Raw genomic sequence first — 17,833 nt, 5'->3', positions numbered from 1 at the left:
TACATTATACTACAAGACTGGTTTTATTACCCAATATTTATTATAATTGTAATAACATAAGTAATTTATTAATAAGATAAATATCTAATTTGATGAATTACTAGATAAAAATTAATTCTCGTATGGTAATCCAAACTTTTTCCACTCAAGAAATCCGCCTTTTAAATTAACTACTTCCTTTATACCAGCTCTTTGTAAAAGACTAACTTATTATAAAAATAACTCACTCATTATGGAGGTTACTATTTTAAATAAATTGCACTCTAACATAGAACACATGAGTTTCTCGGTGTAAATAAGAAAAACGGCAAACCCACCCCGTAGGAAAATCCGCCGTCACAAATAACTGATTATTGCACACCTAATTTTTCTTTTACCTTCGTAGGAAGCTCATCTTTCTTCACTTCTTCCCAAGCTGTTACATAGTAAAGAGTCCATAATCCTTTTACTGATAATCCACAATCACGAAGGATTTTAGCTAATAACTCAACGTATTTATCATAGCTATGTTTGAATTTCTCGTAATCTCTCGTTTCACATAATTCTGCTTATCTACAAATATACAGAAGGACCACCCATAAGCCTTACAACATCAATACCAAATCTACGGGTTGTGCAAAATGAAAAAGGAGAATTATTTTATATAGAAAATAATCAAAAACGTCCATTTATTAACACCGTAGCATTTCGCAAATTTAAATTTTCAATTCAAGATGTTATTAAAGTTTCACAACGTAGTTTAGATCAATTTTTAGATGGACCACCTATTTATTCGAATGTATCTAATTACACGATCCTACCGGAAGGAAAAGTATTTATCTATCATCACAATTATTTCATAATGACAGATTCCATGCTTCATCCTATAGATAAAGGCATATTGCAAAAACTTTATTTATTAAAGAACTGTATACCAATTTCAAAAAGTAATTTATCCTACTTTAAAATGGGCCTCCCTATTTCATCATATCCCTCTTACCTAGCCGAAAAATACTTAGAATAGTACCAAGAAGGAGTATTATCAATAAAACAAAAGAAAAAGTTCCTGAGCCTACAGTATTATTAAAGGATTAAACGGATTGATAGAAAATGAACTAAATAAATTATTATAAAAAGAGGACGCAAATAAAAATGCTTCCTCTTTTTATGTCAAATCAAACTAATACATTAAAATGCTTTTCATTAATCCGGATAAGTAATGTTTTTAAGCAAAATATTATCTAACATCTTAGCTGTTACAATAAGTATATTCGCATAATTCACACCTATAACAGGTATTACATATTGCTTATTTTCCGTTACCTTTTTCTGTATATAATAATAAAAAATTGTTAAATTTTATCGCATTATGTAAGACACTTGATATCAAATATATTACTTTTACTATGAACTAAATGTATTTTATAGGACTTTTCTAGATAAACAAGGTGCTAAATTGGTTCTTAAGAAGTCATTACTATTACATTTATCTAAAAATTGAAAAAATATGTGTAGATATATATCATCTTAAATATATATAATTAACTTTAATTTTCTGACACAATTTCACATTATTCTTAAACTAATTTTTACGTACATTATGAAAAAATTCTACCGTGTCAGTCTTGAAAAGATTATATATCATAACTTTAAGAGAGGAAGGAAAACTATGAAGATGAAAAGAAAAAGCATCATGACAACAGCCCTTGCAGCTACATTAGCTACAGGTGCACTACCTACTACCTCGGTATTTGCTGCAGAAAAAGAGGTTCCTATTCAACAAAAAGAGGCACAAATGAGTATTCAACCTTTTGCACAAAACAATTTGGAAACAGCCGTTCAAGCTGCCTTAAACGGTCCAGAAGTCAAAAAAATCAAAGTATTTGAGCATGAATTTAATGTGAAAGAAATAGAAGTAGTAAATCTAGGTGCAGGAAAAAAATATGTTAAGGGGCAAATTTCTCATCATTTAAGTTTTCGTCCAGATGATCAATTTTATTATGAGTTTACCGTACAAGATGGAAAGGTACTAGATAAACCTGTATTTAATATTGATAGAGGTGGTTGGACACCATTTGCTGCTCCACTTTTATCAATTCTTGCTGCGTATAATGGAATTCCAGTTAATCCAAATGATTTAAATACACTTGGTCAGCAGATTGGTAAAGTTATAGATGGAAGCTGGGAACATGCAGCCCAATCAATCGCAACTGTAGTTAGTCTAAGTTTTAATGAGTAGGATTTCCCAATTTTTATTAGCATTGTAGAGATCCACTTTTCGTAATTAGCCTTATTATAAGAGATTCTAAAACAGCTATTAATAAATTTTTACCACTCAGTCACATTATCTTGATTTGTTTACCACCTTATCATTCATTATATGTCATAAAATAGAAGTCTTTTTTAAGACTTCTGTTTTGTTTGTATATAATACGAGCAACGGTTGGTTTTTGGAGGCTATATTTCGATTTTTCAAGAATACGTTTGGCTATTAGGTACAATTTATAAAAACAAATTATTAAAGTCTCAAATAACTTACTCCCCCTATTTTTAATTATTATCAACTCCAAAAATTTATTACCTTAAGAATGAAAAACAATAAATATAGTAAAAAATCATCTAGCGATTATTTAAAAGTCAGGAGAGATCAAATGAAGAAAATAAAAATGAGAAATTCCATTAAAATTAGCATCCTCACTTGTATTACACTAGCAAGTTTAAGTACACCATCTACTATTTTAGCTGATAGTCATTCAGGTTATTCCTATGAATCCAATATAGGATATCAAAATCCAGCGTGGATGTCGAAAATAGAAGATTCTACAAAATTAAGTGAAATATCTATTCCAGGGACTCATGGTACTATGGCTTTACATGGAGCAAGCTTTCTTGATGAAAATTTGACAAGAAATCAAACTATGAGTCTATCCCAACAATTAAATTCTGGAATCCGATATGTAGATATGCGTGTTAAACGTGTAAAAGATTCTTTTGCAATGTATCATGGCATTGTAAATCAAAAAGCTATGTTTGAAGATGTATTAAAAGAGACAATTCAATTTTTAAAAGATCATCCAACAGAAACAATATTAATGCGCCTAAAAGAAGAAACTACTCCTGACAGCGGCTCTCTATCATTTGAGGAGATATTTTTAAAATATAAAAATGTTAATGCTTCATATTTTTGGAATCCTAATTCCGTACCAACTTCAGATAGAAATAACCCTGCTTTAGGAGATACCCGTGGGAAAATTGTAATCTTACAAAACTTTACATCCACTCAATTGTACGGTATTGATTACGAAGGTTTGAATATACAAGATAAGTTTGAAATTGGAAGCGGACCAGATGAAATATATGCAAAATGGATTGAGATAAAAACCCATCTACAAAATGCAAATACTAACTTTAATAATGGAAAAATTTATCTCAACCATTTTAGTGGTACGGGAGGCGCAGCAGCATTTTTAAATAATGTATATCCTTGGTTTATTGCAAGCGGAAAAGAGAGCAGAAATACTGATAGTAGTCCTAAATTGATTCAAACGAATTCCACAAATGCATGGAGTGATTTCCCTCGCGATAGAAACGGACAAGTATATTATGGGGGAATGAATACACTTGGGACCGAACTCTTACAACAAGGCATAATTAAACATTCTGGTATCATCGCAGCTGATTTTCCTGGTCCAGGCTTAATTGATAGTATCATTAAATTAAATGGTATACATTCTAATGAAAAAGAAATATTAATTTCGCAAATATCATCTGAAGCTAGTCCATTATCCGGACAACAAAATCGATCCAGTCAAAACTTTAAAATTGATAGTTTACCTGTAGGTACCAAAGAATTAAAATGGGTTATTGAGCCTTCAGAAAAAGATTATTCTTCTACTATCTCTTTCAATGTAATGATTGATGTTTCCCTAGGAATAGATTCTACTCGTTGGAAAAACATTTCACATGGATCTAGGACTGAAGCTTACACAAATACTAAATATTATATTGCAAGTCCAATGGGTGCCACTAACAAATTCACAGTGAAAATATACGCTATTACAAACTAGAAAATAAAGAATCCCAATGAAATTCCATTGGGATTCTTTATTAATTTCATTTCGTAAACATTAGGATGGGGTTTAAATCTTATTGATATCATAAGATAATTCATATTTGGAACAGCCCTTAATTTTTAAAAGAAAACCCAAAAATGTTAACTACCTTTTCCCACCTGTCACTTATTCAAAACTGGCTTCCAAAGCGATAAGGCAAAAATCCAATTTGAGTCGCCATTTCCTTGATGATCTTGAACTGCTTCATACACTTTTCCCTCATGTACTACTCTATCGCCTTTAGTATATGCTTTTCTTGCATCCCATTTTTCATATGTGGAATCCTCTGACTTTGTTGTTACATTCAAAATATCACTTCTACTAGATTCATTTCCAGCTAAATCAACCGCCGTCACTACATATTTATACGATGTATTAGCCCTCAAATCTTTATCCATAAAGGATGTAGTAGCCGCTGTCCCAATTTTATTCATAACCCCAGCGCTTTCTCTATATACAATATAATGGTCAACACCTACATTATCTTCAGACGGACTCCACATCAAATCAACAGTTGTCGCTGTTGTACCCATACTATGTAATCCTTTTGGTTGACTTGGAGCCTCTATATCTGGGATTGCTTGTGTTGTCTTAACCTTTAGTTTTTCACTTTCTTTTGATATGTTTCCAGCAGAGTCTAATGCCTTTATTGTATAGGTATATTCCGTATCTGCTTTTAGTTTTTTATCAATAAAAATTGTACCTGGTACCGTATCAATTACTTCGCCATTACGTAACACTTGATATTCTTTTACACCTATATTATCAGTAGAGGCCTTCCAAGTTATTTCAACACTATTAGCAGAAACTTTAGAAGCATTTAATTCAGTTGGTTGACTTGGAGCTACTGTATCAGGAGTTTCATTATTTACTAAATTTACATCAATTACATTATAAAACGCATTTGACGTATCTGCTACATCCCATACAGCTAAAATAACATGGTAACCATTACGATCAGTTGGTACATTAATTGTATGTGTTAAATTATTTGATGCGGCCGAACCGTCATGTTTCACAGTTCCAATTGGTTCTAATTCAGCACGTGTTAATGGTTTATTAGGATCCCATCCCTTTTTTGTAATGTAATAATGCCATTTACTTGTAGAATGTGCTGCTGTATATTTCCATGTAAATGTATTTGCTCCACCCTTAATTGTGTTTTTGAACCAACGATTTGTTGTTTGTTGGTCAAGAGTTCCTCCAAATAGTCCTCCTGCCGAAGCGATTTTACCATCAATCGGCCCACCATCTGGAAACCCTTTAGGCGCTTCTAGACTCTGAGGTTCATACATTACATTTCCACAATTTAAATTTAATGCCCCATAATTCTGACTACATAAAGCAGCACGACTACTCGGTTTTTCAACAAACCCATGTGCATACGCACTTTGAGGAATCATTGTAATTGCCGTCACCCCTGCAGCCAGAACACAAGCACCAATTCCTTTTTTACTTTTTCTTAATCTTTCCAATTTAGATGTTAATTTCAAATTCATTCTTGTCCCCCCAATATATTGTTCTCGCTAATATAATAGCAATATAGGGATAAACGAACAAATCACCAATTAATATATTAATATCTCTCATAAATTGGTACATTTATTATTATTTTTAATCTCCTATAAAAATAAAGTAAATATAATTACGCTATTTTGTAACATTATGTATTTAAAGAAGAATAAAAACTTTGTTTAATTTCACAAAAAATTCAAATATTAAAACGGATAATTAAATCCTGTAGGAAAAATAAATTTTTTATATTACAAAAAAGCAAAAAAAGTCTGGAAGAAACCGATTATATCCGTTTCTTCTAGACTTTCACTTCTTTTATACCACTCACAAGTCCTTTAGCCTTTAACATATACACTTGAGGTTAGAACCCACATAACTAATATAACCTATATGTTGACTAGCTTCTAAATATTAAAATTCATAAATTAATAGTAACAGACCAATTAAAACAAGCCATTTAGCAAACACATATAATATTCTTACTAATTCAATTTAACGCTTAATTACTTATAAAATAACTTAAAGTATCTAGCTTAACTGTATTTTCTTTATTAATACCATTGTCTACCCTACATTTCCTTACTTTAAACAGATCATCAATAGATTGTTAATGTTTAAGGAGAAAATATTCGAAAACCCATTATTCATTACCATATTCTAAAAATTTATTATGTTATTTTTATCTAATAAGGCACAGAAATAAAGGGTAAACTTCAGTGTGCTTGAGAAGCGTTCTTAGGGCGAAACATTTAAAGGGTACTTTAGTACTGAGTTTTTATTAAATGTTCCTGTACCTAATATTTAAATTAACGTATGTCAAAATATTTTACAATTCGAGTGTTAAACGTTACATATTTCTACATAAAATGATACATTTCATCAGCAAGCCTCTCCTAATATTTATGCTAAATATAGAAAATTCAGCTCGTTAGGATTTAATTTTAGAATTCGCATAAAAGCATATAATAGATTAGACACGTAATTGTCACAAATTAATAGTCTATATACTTTTTAATCACCTATGAAAACTCTATTACCACTTTATTATTTACTCCTAAACTAAGGTACATCTATACCTACAATTTCTTAAAACTCTTTTAGATAATATTTCAAAAGAGTCGATAGTTTTATTTTTTTATTTTTTTTATTTTTTTATTGTACATTTGTGCATTTGATGTTAGGATTATGCCTATTAAAATTGAATCCTAACGATTCTTCTTTATAATTTCCATACTTTAATTGTTAAATAAAAATATAGATTCTGATATATATTCAAAATCAGACCTAAAATGTCTTTATTTTACAATGATGTCGTGGCATACCTTTAGAATGGAAAGATATATGCAACAACGTGTTAAGGGGTTACAGGAGGAACAAAAATGAGAGACTTTTTTGATGATAAGTACAAAAATATTGAATTAAAAAGGAGGTTAATAAATTTAATAAGTGAAATTAGCGAATTCAAAGGAAAATTAGCTGCTTATCAGGAACAAAACCCTGACATATTTAATAGTTTAGAAAAAACTATACCACTACATTACATAAAAAATTTCACAACTATTTATGAGGATATAAAAGTTTCTAATAAAAGATTAAAAGAACTTATTTTAGATGATATAGTACCTCAAAATATTTCTGAAGATGCTATTTTTTGCTATTATCAAACACTTTCTTTTGTACATAAAAACTCCTGTACTTTATTAATTAATCCAGCAACTATACAGGAATTACATTTTCAACTAATACATTATATTACCTCTGACAGTGCCAAATGGCGTGAAAAGCCTTTTATTATTCCAGGAGTTCCAGAACATGGAATGCACTTGAATAGTTACCGCATTCTTCCGCATGAACTTATCCCACAGTTTATGGAGCAATTATGTGATCAATACAACTCATTAAATACTAGTAAGGGACTACATTCACTTTTATTAATAGCTCGTTTTATATTAAATTTTTATTGCATAGTCCCTTTCAATCAAGGTAATAACAGGCTGGCATTTATGTTAATGCAATTGCTGTTAATTAAGAGTGGACATACATTTGTAAAATATGTATGTTTGGATAAATATATTAAGAAAAATGAATCTGATTATTACAATTCGATTTATAAATCTTCGGTCAATTGGTACTGCGAGGAACATAATAATAGCTTTTGGTTAAAAACGTTTTTAACAATTATATTAGAGGCTTACAAAGATCTTCATAACACAGTTCTAGATTCTATATGTAAACACACTAAAGTTGAGAGAATTCAAGATTTTATACTTAAACAAAAACAACCTTTTACTAAGGAAAGTATTCGTAACACTTATCCAGACATTGCAGAAAGTACAATCAGTAAGGCTTTAAATTCCTTGCAAGTGTTTGGCCATATTAAGCTAGTTGCAAAGGGAAGAAACGCAAAGTGGATTAAAATTTGACCATACTTTCAATAGACCTGAGGTTTAAAAATTCAATTATAACCTTATCATTGAATTTCATTTTAATTTTAAGCTAATATTACTTTTTTAGTTATTTCTAATTCTAACAAAACATTTTATAGGAAAAGGTCCGCTTCCCCCGCCTTTTCCTATAATAAACTGAAATATAAACATAAAATAATTGTCGAAAAAAGTCTTATTTTAATATTTTTTCTTTATTTTCTGGTTGTAAACGCTTCTATTTCATGTTACCATCTTAATCAAACAATAGATGGTCATAAAAATGAAAGTATTTCTTTCCCTTAGAAACATATAAACGTACAGTAATATCATGAAAATAAGGCCAAAGGAATATTTGATACCTACCAAAATAATTAATAAGAATTTTGTCGCATTATTTTTCTGATTATTAAGAAAATGCATTTTGTCCCTAAACAAAATTTGTTAGTGCGCAAAATTCAATTACACTAGAACACCCAAATAAATGAAATATCCTTTTTCATTGAGCATTAAGGTATGGAAAAAGAATTCTTTCTACAAAATTCAGCTGATTAACTTAAAGGCATCTAAATTACTACCTTAATCGCCATCTATTGTTGATAACATATTTACCAACTATGAAAAAGAGCCTATCAATGGTTCTTTTTTGTTATAATCATTGAAATTTTAATTCTATCTTGAAACTTAGATTTTCACACAAATTACCTCTACTTTTTTCCTCTCAATTATTGAATTAATAATATAGCACATCAAATTTATCAATTCTTACATCCAATTCGATTAAATTAATGAATAAAATTCAATTATATAAAAATAATAACTACAACTAATCGGTATATATTAAAGAGGTGTCAATTTTGTCCTTAAATGAAGAGACCTTAGAAACTAAGACATATAAAACCATTGAAAAGATCGAAACAAATAACCTAAAACAACTTAAAAATACACTAGATAATATCTTTGATATTAGTGCAGATTTAATTGAACACCCTTTGCAATTAAAAACAAATACGAATATTCTACTATATTACTTTGAAGGCCTTACTGATGGTGTTGCTTTAAAAGGCAATGTTGTTACACCATTATTACAAGAAGTAAATGAAGACAGTCAAATTTTTAATTCTAATATTATTGCTACTCATACAAAAATCGTATATACATGGAATGAAATTAAAGAAGGATTACTTGAGGGTCAATGTGTACTGTTTATGGAAGGAGAAAATCGGTCACTTCTAATAAATACAAAAGGCTGGGCAGAGAGAGCCATTCAAGAACCAATTTCAGAAGTTACTATTAAAGGCTCACATGATGGTTTTATTGAGAATGTCACAAAAAATATAGGCCTAATTCGTCGATATATTCCTTCTACAGAGTTAAAAATCAAAAAGCTGACGATTGGAGAACGAGCCACTTCTTTAGTCTATTTAATTTACTTAGGCGATGTAGCAAACTCAGAGGTCGTCCAAGAAATAGAAACTAGAATCTGTAAAATCAAAACAGATGCGGTATTAAGTATTGGAGAGCTATCTAATTATACAAAAGATCAAAATTGGACTCCTTTTCCACAGGCTTATTTAAGCGAACGTCCAGACGCCATTTCAAATCATATACTTGATGGGAAAGTAGCAGTGTTAATGGATAGATCCCCTGGTGCTATGGTTGTTCCTATGAATTTGATTGGATTTTTTCAAACCCCAGATGACTATAATATCCATTGGCTCATAGCATCTTTTTTTCGCTTATTACGATTTGCAGGATTTATTATAGCTATTTTTTTACCCGCATTTTATATTGCTATAGTATCTTTTCACTTTGAGATCATTCCTATAGATTTATACACTTCTATTGCAACGTCAAGAGTTAAGGTCCCCTTCTCTCCCTTATTGGAAGCTTTTATAATGGAAATTACACTAGAAATGCTACGTGAAGCTGGTATTCGCTTACCACAACCAATTGGACAAACTATTGGAATTGTTGGAGGGATTGTAATTGGACAGGCGGCTGTTCAAGCTGGACTTGTGAGTAACGTTATGGTTATTATCGTCTCTATTACAGCCATTGCATCATTTATTGTTTCTAATTATGATTTATCAAGTTCTATACGCCTTATTCGTTTTCCAATGATGTTATTGGCATATTTTTATGGGATTGTGGGTATTGTTAGTGGATTAATGCTCTTATTTGCTCATTTTGTTTCACTGACTTCCTATGGTTCACCATACGGATTGCCAATCGCGCCATTTCGGCTTCAAGAGTTAAAAGATTCTTTTGTAAGGTTTCCTATTTCGATGATTACCACCCGCTCGAGTACTGGACAGCCGAAACAAGAAAAGAAAAAAGAAGGTGGTCCGCATGGGGAATCTTAAATTCAAAAATATAACTTTATTCGAATTTATTATTTTCATCCATTCGCTGCAACTTGCATCTGGTATGTTAATTATGCCAAGCCCACTTGCTACTATTGCTGGCACAGATGGCTGGATTTCAATCATTCTTGGATGGATGGTTACTTCTATAATCGGTGTATTTATTATATTAATGTTACAAAAAAATCCCAACAAAAATTTCTCACAAATCTTAAAAACATACTTTGGTAAATGGCTAGGGACGATTCTTTTTCTTTTATATGCCTGTTATCTATTTTTTGCTGGCTTTAATACTTTACTAAAGGCAACTGATATTGTAAAAGTTTGGATATTCCCTTCCACTCCTGCTTATCAAATCACCATATTATTACTATTACCTTTTATTACTTTAGCTCTGAGTGGGTTAAGGGCTCTTACTAGTTATTCTATGCTTGTTTTCTTCTTCACTACTTGGATGCCACTATTTCTTCTTTTTTCACTAAAGAGTAACTACAACCCTTTACACCTACTACCTATTTTTAAAGAGGGATTATACCCTATTTTAAAGGCAACAAAAGAAACTATTACTCCTTATGCTGGCTTAGAAATTGCATATTATATATATCCGTTCTTACAAAAAAAACAAAAGGCCATAAAAGGACTACTAATAGCTAATACTGGAACCATGATTTTCTATCTATATGTGACTATTCTTTCTTATATATACTTTAGCCCCGAGGGGATAAAAGACGTAATTTGGCCCGTATTTCATTTGTTACAAGGGGTTCGTTTTTCTTTCATGGAACGATTAGAAATTATTTATATCGCTTACTATTTAATTGTATTCTCCACTACTTTATATCCGTATTTATTTTTCAGTTTTGAATCTATGACCATATCACTTCAAAAAAACGCCCGAAATTGGGCGCTGCTTGCTTTTATGTTATTTATAGTTGGAGTATTTATTTTCCTAAATCCCGATGTGGATCAATATTTGTTTATATATTCTCTTATGGATATCTTAAATGTCATTTTCTTTATTCTATTACCAATCTTATTTTTCGCTTACAGTATTCTTTTTACTTGGGTTACTAGGAGGAAACAACTTTGATTCGAAAATGGATATGGATTGTAATTTGTTGTGTATATATAATTGGTTGTAGTCAGAGAATTCCTCTTGAGAAGGTTTCATTAATCCTGTTAATTGGCTTGGATAGAACCTCTAATGGAGACATAAAAGTTGGAACAAGCATACCACTCTTTCATCATAAGCAGCAAAAAAGTTCTATAGAGCATTGGACACAAGCATCAACTGTATATAATGGATTCAGTAAGATAGATACGAAGTTAACGGGATATCTGACAGCTTCCAAAGCTGAAATCATTTTAATTGGGAAAAAATTAGCGCAAGAAGCAAACTGGTTGCAGGAGCTTGATTCTTCTTACCGTGATCCTTACGCTACCATTAATGCTAAAGTAGTACTTGTAGATGGGCCTGCAGAAGAAATTTTCAAAATTTATAAGCCTAGTAAACCATCACTATCATCTTATATAAATGGTGTAATCGAATCCTCAATTCAAAATAACCAATCCGTCTCTTCTACAATTCAGCAATTAATGAGAGAGCAAAATGAAGATGGAATGACGCAAACTGTTCCAATTATCAAAAAAACAAAGAATGAAATCGACACAGTAGGAATTGCATTTTTAAATCGAAAAGGGAAATATTTAACTTATATCCCTAAAAAAGATGTAAAATTTTTCAATCTTATAAATAAGCCAAAAAGTAACGGGCGAATGATACTACACCTTGCACTTCCTCCTAAAAATTCCAACAAAAAAACAAATACTTCTATCTTTGTACAGAACGCGACAAGGAAGGTAGATGTTACTTTTCAAAACGGAAAGTTTGTATTTAATCTCGATATATATGCTAATGTAGCTTTAATAGAAAAAACCAATCCGAATTTAATTAAGGGTTACTATGATAATAAAAAAAATATATATCATTTAAAAAGTGCTATTCAAAAAGAAATTAATAATAATTTACAAAATATATTAAATGAAATACAGCAGAATAAAATTGATCCAATCGGATTATCCCTATATGCTAGAGCTTTTCAATATAAAGAATGGAAAAAAGTAAAAGGAGATTGGTTGCAAGCGTTAGCAGAGGCGAAAATAAATGTAAAGACACACGTCAAAATAAAAGATACTGGGACCATTAGAAATTAATCTAGCATTTAATAGCATTTCTCAAAGGACTCACATATTGTTTTAGTGATTCCTTTGAGAGAATAATGCTTTGCTTTAATGAAAAGACAGTATATGCAATTATTCATTTATTTGTTCTAGTTATCAAAATATCTATTCTTGTCAAAAATGCTCAGTTCAAAGAAAAAATTCCTGTCTTCTTCTACTTATCCTATCCGAAAAGGAAACAAGGGAAAGTTTCGATAATTATGTTTTGCTTTAACAATTTTATAACTATCCCCCTTCTTGTAGCTACTCCACTAAAGCTCCTGCTTATATATTGAATCTCTGTTTTACTTTCTCCACTGATGATTCATAAAAGCTCAAAAAGAGAATTCACTTTTCAAATCCAACCTATCGAATCAATTATTGTCTAATAATACCACACCATCTTTATCAACTCATTTTAGAATATTTGAACAATAATTTTATATACAAGCTCTGCATAAATTATTCATTTTCATTTATATAAGGCCTACATTTTTGCTTCTGATAAATTATCAAATATTGAATTATTATACACAAACTTAAAAACACGAGGTATTTTGTAGAATTTTGTCTATCAATATGTATGTACACCCTTATGTAGTGGATATAGACTGTGAGGTGTAAGGAGGTACCTTACAAAATAATGAAAAGGAGATTATCAAATGATTAGATTAACGAAAGTCTCAAAGTTAGCATTTGCAACATTAATTGTGGGAAGTAGTTTAAGCGTCTTTATGTCGTCACACAGTGTACAGGCTGACACCTTAGATCATAATTACCAAGACACTCAAAAATTCATACCACCTTCTAGTGCTAGGCAAACATTGGAACAAAAAAACAATATTGTTCCAGAATCAAAAGTTATTAAAAACCATTATGTAAAATATTCTAAAGCACATTTCCAAACTAAAGAAAATATACCAAAAGAGATTTATTATTCTTCAGAAGGCTTTAAGGGCTATATACAAGCAAGTACCGTCTGGGATATGGGAGATCATTTCGCAACGCTATATTCCGGAACTGTTATTCGATGTTAGACTTTTAATCCCTTCTCTCCTAATGCTTATAATGATCAATAGCTCACTGCCAATACTGTAATATCTATTGTTCATAAAATAAACCACAAAATCTTTCGATTTCATGGTTTATCAAATATAAAGATAATGCTAAACGAATACTCTAACATTACCTTCCCCAAAGTTAATTATAGAGTATTTTCAAAAAAAGACACTCTTGTAGTGTCTTTTTTATAGTATTTTTAAAAAATTACGTCTACTAACATCTTATTGTTGCGGCTATTCATTTATTTCAATATGATACTTTTTCATCTCGTATATGCAATAGACAATGATAGCTAAACTCCAACTGACACTATAATAATTATGTGTGTAGAAGTCATATCCCGCTTTAATACCTTTCTCTATTACAACTAATGTAAATCCTAAAGCCACCCATCTGTTAATTTTCATCTTTATAAACGTTAAAGAGATAATTATTAAAAATAAAATATTTGTAAGATGATTTATCATTAGCTCATATTTTTGAATGTATACTGCCATTATACAAGCAACGATATTAGTCGCAATGCCAAAGGCAATCACCGCTCCCCAAACCCTGTCCGAAAGTCCCACTCCTGAGTCAGTCCCTTCCTAAACAAATATCCCTTTCTTTAATTCGTTCCTACACCCTATTCAAGATATGCTAAATTATCCTTGTCTGATGAATATCTATTTATCTTTTCATATAGAGCAAACAAAATCTCGACTCATAATTTTTTCTTTATTAGGCAAACTATGTCTAAGCCGTTTGAACTAGCGGCTTCACTCTTCTGGTAATGGGATAGCACAATTTATTGAATTGACTAACTCATTCAACCCACTAGCACCGGCAGGCAACAAAATAGTTGTCTGCCATTTTTATGTATACTTTTCTAAATTCATTACAAACCAAGTGTGGGCTGTACTGATTTCAAAAAGGACGGAATTTCATTTTTGAAAATGTAAAAAAGATAAGATCCTGACTACTGTTGGTATAGGAATTTTTCTTTTCACATATACTATTTTTGAACCTGTTTACCAATACGTGTCCTAATGGTGTCTTGAATTCCTCCTAAAAAGGGCTGCAGATACGACTGCATGCCCTTTTTATTTACGTTGCTGCTCTATATTTCATAAAATAATTAAAAACTAAAAATGGATTATTACATATTTTTTTCTGTTCAGATTATGTTAAAATTTACTTCATAGTCGAATTTTGGTTTCGTATCTAATTCAGCAATATGTGAACTGTTTGCCTAAAGAAAAGACACCCAAAAGGTGTCTTTTCTTCTTTTCATCTAAAAAACATTTTTCCTTTTCAGTAAGATCCAATTAGCCCTCTAATCTAAACCTCATCTTTAAAGGCAATTTAATCACGGTACTCAAGCTTTTTCACCTATTTCGATATGCCTATAGTTTAATTTGAAATAATATATTTATTACCTTTTTTAACAAATGAAATCTACTATTAGATTTCTAAATGTATACTGTACTAAGCGCCATTTAACATCATTTAAATAGTGTTAACCATGTTAATTGAATATTAGTAATAGTAAGTATAAATATTATCAATTTACTATATATTACATATATGTAAAAATGGATGTATGTTAAGCTTTTTCAAAATCTTTCCTCTAATAAAGATTTGAAGTAGCATTTCATGATTCTCCTTGCTGTTAATATGCCTTGAAAAAGAACCCTATAGGGTTCTTTTTCTTCTCATTATAACCTCAGTAAGTCCATACAAAAAGGACTGCTAATTACCTGCAGCCCTTTACACATTAATATACACTTGTATTAAATACTTAACACTTTATTGTATTAGGCATTCATACATACTAAACATGCCATTATCATTTAGACATATAACACTTTAAAGTTTAGAAGTATACAATAACAAATCGTTCCCAGCTTCCAGCTACATAACTAGTAGCTGTTAATTCTCTACCACCATTTGCTGATATATACCTGCCATTACTGAGTGCTTGTAATACATATATCCTATTGTCTCCACCATTATATAAGATAAACTTTTCCCATGCCCCAATTGATGTACGATCTGCTACTACTCTACCATTTGGCTCAAACGAAACATACTTCCCATTACTTTTGGCTTTTAAAGCGTACGTAAATAATTCTCCAGTCGGAATTAATTCGAATTTCTCCCATTCATTAACTGCATTACGATTTGCTGTTACATTTCCTAAAGGCTCAGCAGAAACATATTGTAAATTTGCTGCCTGTATAGCAACTGTCCAACTTCCATTAAATAAATTCACGCCTTTTAATGTAGCTGCTTTTGATAGGTTGGCTGCAGATACATCATTGGATGGTGTAATCATAAATATCATTAAAATCATCGACAACACCATTAAAACTAAATTTTTTGAGACTGTATTACCTCTTGCACGTGTTATAAACCTTTTCATTCCCATTCCTCCCTTAATATACATAGAACTCATATACATCATACCAAATATGTAAAACATTGTAATATTTGAGAGGATTTATCAACAAATACCCTACTATTCTGTTTCTTTTTTCTCAAATCTATTGCACTTAAACATTTATTAATTCAAAAACATATTTATAAAAAAATGTAGCATTTGATGGCAACGAGAGTATATAAAAAAGAGAGCGTATTGTTAAATAAAAGCCAAATAGCCGTTCATAATGAACGACTATTTGCATCTAACTGATAATTAGAATGTTCTTCATATTAATCTATTTTGTTTAATCCCGTTGAAGTAACTTGATAGATTCTTTTTTTGCCTATATATTCTTGTTTATTATTCTCAAAGTTAATAAGTGTAGCGCGTGTCTTTTCCTTTACTGCTTCACCTTCTATATGGGTAAACTCAATGTAATCTCCCACTTTTACCGGCACGGTTTGACTTTCAGCAGTTTGTTGACTATTTCCCACTATATCCTTATTGTATACAACACTACCGGTTGAATTCTTTACTGTAATACTTGCATACGTATTATTAAAGTAAGAATGTGGTACGCCTGCTTCTAAATTCACCTGCATTTTTTCTGTTGTCCTATTATAATCTACTTTTGCGATTTCTCTATCACTATATCCTTTTAAAGACCAACCAAAATGATTTCCATCTAAAACTGTTGTTTCTGGCATTTTTTCTACTTTCTTCAAGCCTTCTTTTGTGACTTCATACATTGCTTTTTTTCCAAAGCTTTCTTGTTTACTGTTTCCTACATTTGTTAAAGTAGCTCTATGCACACCTTCTAAATGTGTCAGCTCAATATAATCTCCTACTTTGACTGGAACCTTTTGTGATTCAGCATTTTGTTGTTTGTTTCCATAAATGTCTTTATTGTACACTACTTTACCTGATGCATTTTGTACTTTAATACTTGCATATGTACTATCAAAATAGTTATGTGGTACACCTGCTTTTAGATCAATTTGCATTTCTTCTGTTGATTTATTTAAATTTACTTTTGCGAATTCAAAATCTCCAATCCCTTTCAGCGACCATGCAAACTGGTTTCCTTCTAAAATATTATTTACATTAGGTATATCTGGTTTAATTGGATTAGAATCCGTACCCTTCCAAATCTCTGCTGTTAAAATTGGATATCCTAATGCAGCTACTTTTTGAATGGTATCGTTATTTGGACGTAATCCCCACTTCTCAAAGAAAGGAATCAAATTTTGTTTGGCTACTTTTGATGCTGAAATCATAAATAATTGTTTTTTATTTTCATCAGTTTGTGGAAGTTCACTTGAAGGCATGTCTCTATACAATTGATGCAATTTAGGATAGAAATCCTCTCCATACGCTAACTGTAGTTGCCAAAGCATAACAAGCTTTACAAAAACATCGCTAATTTCATCATAATTTTTATTCACTTGTTCTAGATATTGAAATGCTTTTGGATAAATTCCACTTTTCTCTAAGTTGGATGGTTGATTAAATGCTTTTTCTACAGAAAGGCTGTATATATTATTTTGTACTTCTGTCATATTATAAAATTTCCAAGGTGATTGCTGTCTCAAATGCCCTGCCTCATGCCAAGGGCCCCAGCCATCTGTTACAAATTTATTAATATCTAACACGTATTGGATTGCATCTCCTACATATGCGGTTCGATAAGAAGTTGCATACATATAATAATCAGGAGAATGATTTTCTTCTACGTAATGAACATAATGTTTA

General features: G+C 30.8%; 11 protein-coding genes and 3 pseudogenes. 8 read left to right on the top strand and 6 right to left on the bottom strand.

Annotated elements, in window-relative coordinates:
• Positions 1 to 111 precede the first annotated feature (111 nt).
• Both ACUN13_RS27665 and ACUN13_RS27660 read right to left on the bottom strand, forming a co-directional pair.
• A pseudogene (locus tag ACUN13_RS27665) lies at positions 112 to 204 on the bottom strand (rhodanese-like domain-containing protein); the annotation flags it as partial.
• 206 nt (positions 205 to 410) lie between these two features.
• Positions 411 to 545: pseudogene (locus ACUN13_RS27660) on the bottom strand (N-acetylmuramoyl-L-alanine amidase); the annotation flags it as partial.
• Positions 546 to 550: 5 nt separating this feature from the next.
• Between ACUN13_RS27660 and ACUN13_RS27655 the strand changes: the two are divergent.
• From ACUN13_RS27655 to ACUN13_RS27645, 3 genes and pseudogenes are all read left to right on the top strand, one after another.
• Positions 551 to 1,003 (top strand): annotated as a pseudogene (locus tag ACUN13_RS27655) (glycosyltransferase family 2 protein); the annotation flags it as partial.
• 645 nt (positions 1,004 to 1,648) lie between these two features.
• Positions 1,649 to 2,218 carry a methyltransferase gene (locus ACUN13_RS27650; RefSeq protein WP_097861756.1) on the top strand — a complete coding sequence of 190 codons (570 nt, stop codon included), beginning with the start codon at positions 1,649 to 1,651 and terminating at the stop codon, positions 2,216 to 2,218.
• A 412-nt stretch (positions 2,219 to 2,630) separates the two neighbouring features.
• Positions 2,631 to 4,046 carry a phosphatidylinositol-specific phospholipase C gene (locus ACUN13_RS27645; RefSeq protein ID WP_445424066.1) on the top strand — a complete coding sequence of 472 codons (1,416 nt, stop codon included), beginning with the start codon at positions 2,631 to 2,633 and terminating at the stop codon, positions 4,044 to 4,046.
• A 167-nt stretch (positions 4,047 to 4,213) separates the two neighbouring features.
• On the opposite strand, the gene ACUN13_RS27640 is transcribed toward ACUN13_RS27645, so the two are convergent.
• A complete protein-coding gene (locus ACUN13_RS27640; protein WP_409532378.1) occupies positions 4,214 to 5,590 on the bottom strand; it encodes a lytic polysaccharide monooxygenase in 1,377 nt (458 codons plus the stop codon).
• Positions 5,591 to 6,985: 1,395 nt separating this feature from the next.
• On the opposite strand from ACUN13_RS27640, the gene ACUN13_RS27635 reads away from it, so the two are divergent.
• The 5 genes from ACUN13_RS27635 (at position 6,986) to ACUN13_RS27615 (ending at position 13,652) form a co-directional block, all read left to right on the top strand.
• Complete coding sequence (locus ACUN13_RS27635; protein ID WP_409532376.1) at positions 6,986 to 8,029, top strand: Fic family protein; 1,044 nt, start codon at positions 6,986 to 6,988, stop codon at positions 8,027 to 8,029.
• 857 nt (positions 8,030 to 8,886) lie between these two features.
• Positions 8,887 to 10,395 carry a spore germination protein gene (locus ACUN13_RS27630; RefSeq protein WP_242278709.1) on the top strand — a complete coding sequence of 503 codons (1,509 nt, stop codon included), beginning with the start codon at positions 8,887 to 8,889 and terminating at the stop codon, positions 10,393 to 10,395.
• Positions 10,382 to 11,485, top strand: coding sequence for an endospore germination permease (locus ACUN13_RS27625; RefSeq protein WP_088344603.1), 1,104 nt, complete (start codon positions 10,382 to 10,384; stop codon positions 11,483 to 11,485). The genes ACUN13_RS27630 and ACUN13_RS27625 overlap by 14 nt, the downstream gene beginning before the upstream one ends.
• A complete protein-coding gene (locus ACUN13_RS27620; protein ID WP_440039660.1) occupies positions 11,482 to 12,609 on the top strand; it encodes a Ger(x)C family spore germination protein in 1,128 nt (375 codons plus the stop codon). The genes ACUN13_RS27625 and ACUN13_RS27620 overlap by 4 nt, the downstream gene beginning before the upstream one ends.
• A 668-nt stretch (positions 12,610 to 13,277) precedes the next feature.
• A complete protein-coding gene (locus tag ACUN13_RS27615; RefSeq protein WP_088344599.1) occupies positions 13,278 to 13,652 on the top strand; it encodes a hypothetical protein in 375 nt (124 codons plus the stop codon).
• A gap of 258 nt (positions 13,653 to 13,910) precedes the next feature.
• Here the strand turns inward: ACUN13_RS27615 and ACUN13_RS27610 are convergent, their stop codons facing one another.
• The 3 genes from ACUN13_RS27610 to ACUN13_RS27600 form a co-directional block, all read right to left on the bottom strand.
• Complete coding sequence (locus ACUN13_RS27610) at positions 13,911 to 14,246, bottom strand: hypothetical protein (protein ID WP_089607859.1); 336 nt, start codon at positions 14,244 to 14,246, stop codon at positions 13,911 to 13,913.
• Between the two features lie 1,286 nt (positions 14,247 to 15,532).
• Entirely contained in the window at positions 15,533 to 16,081 is a 549-nt protein-coding gene (locus ACUN13_RS27605) for a fascin domain-containing protein (protein ID WP_409532374.1), read from the bottom strand.
• Positions 16,082 to 16,371: 290 nt separating this feature from the next.
• The coding region (locus tag ACUN13_RS27600) for a putative mucin/carbohydrate-binding domain-containing protein (protein WP_445424065.1) at positions 16,372 to 17,833 on the bottom strand (1,462 nt) is incomplete at its 5' end.

It is taken from the genome of Bacillus cereus group sp. Bce041 (genome assembly GCF_052646455.1).
This window is presented reverse-complemented; position numbering and strand designations above follow the sequence as displayed.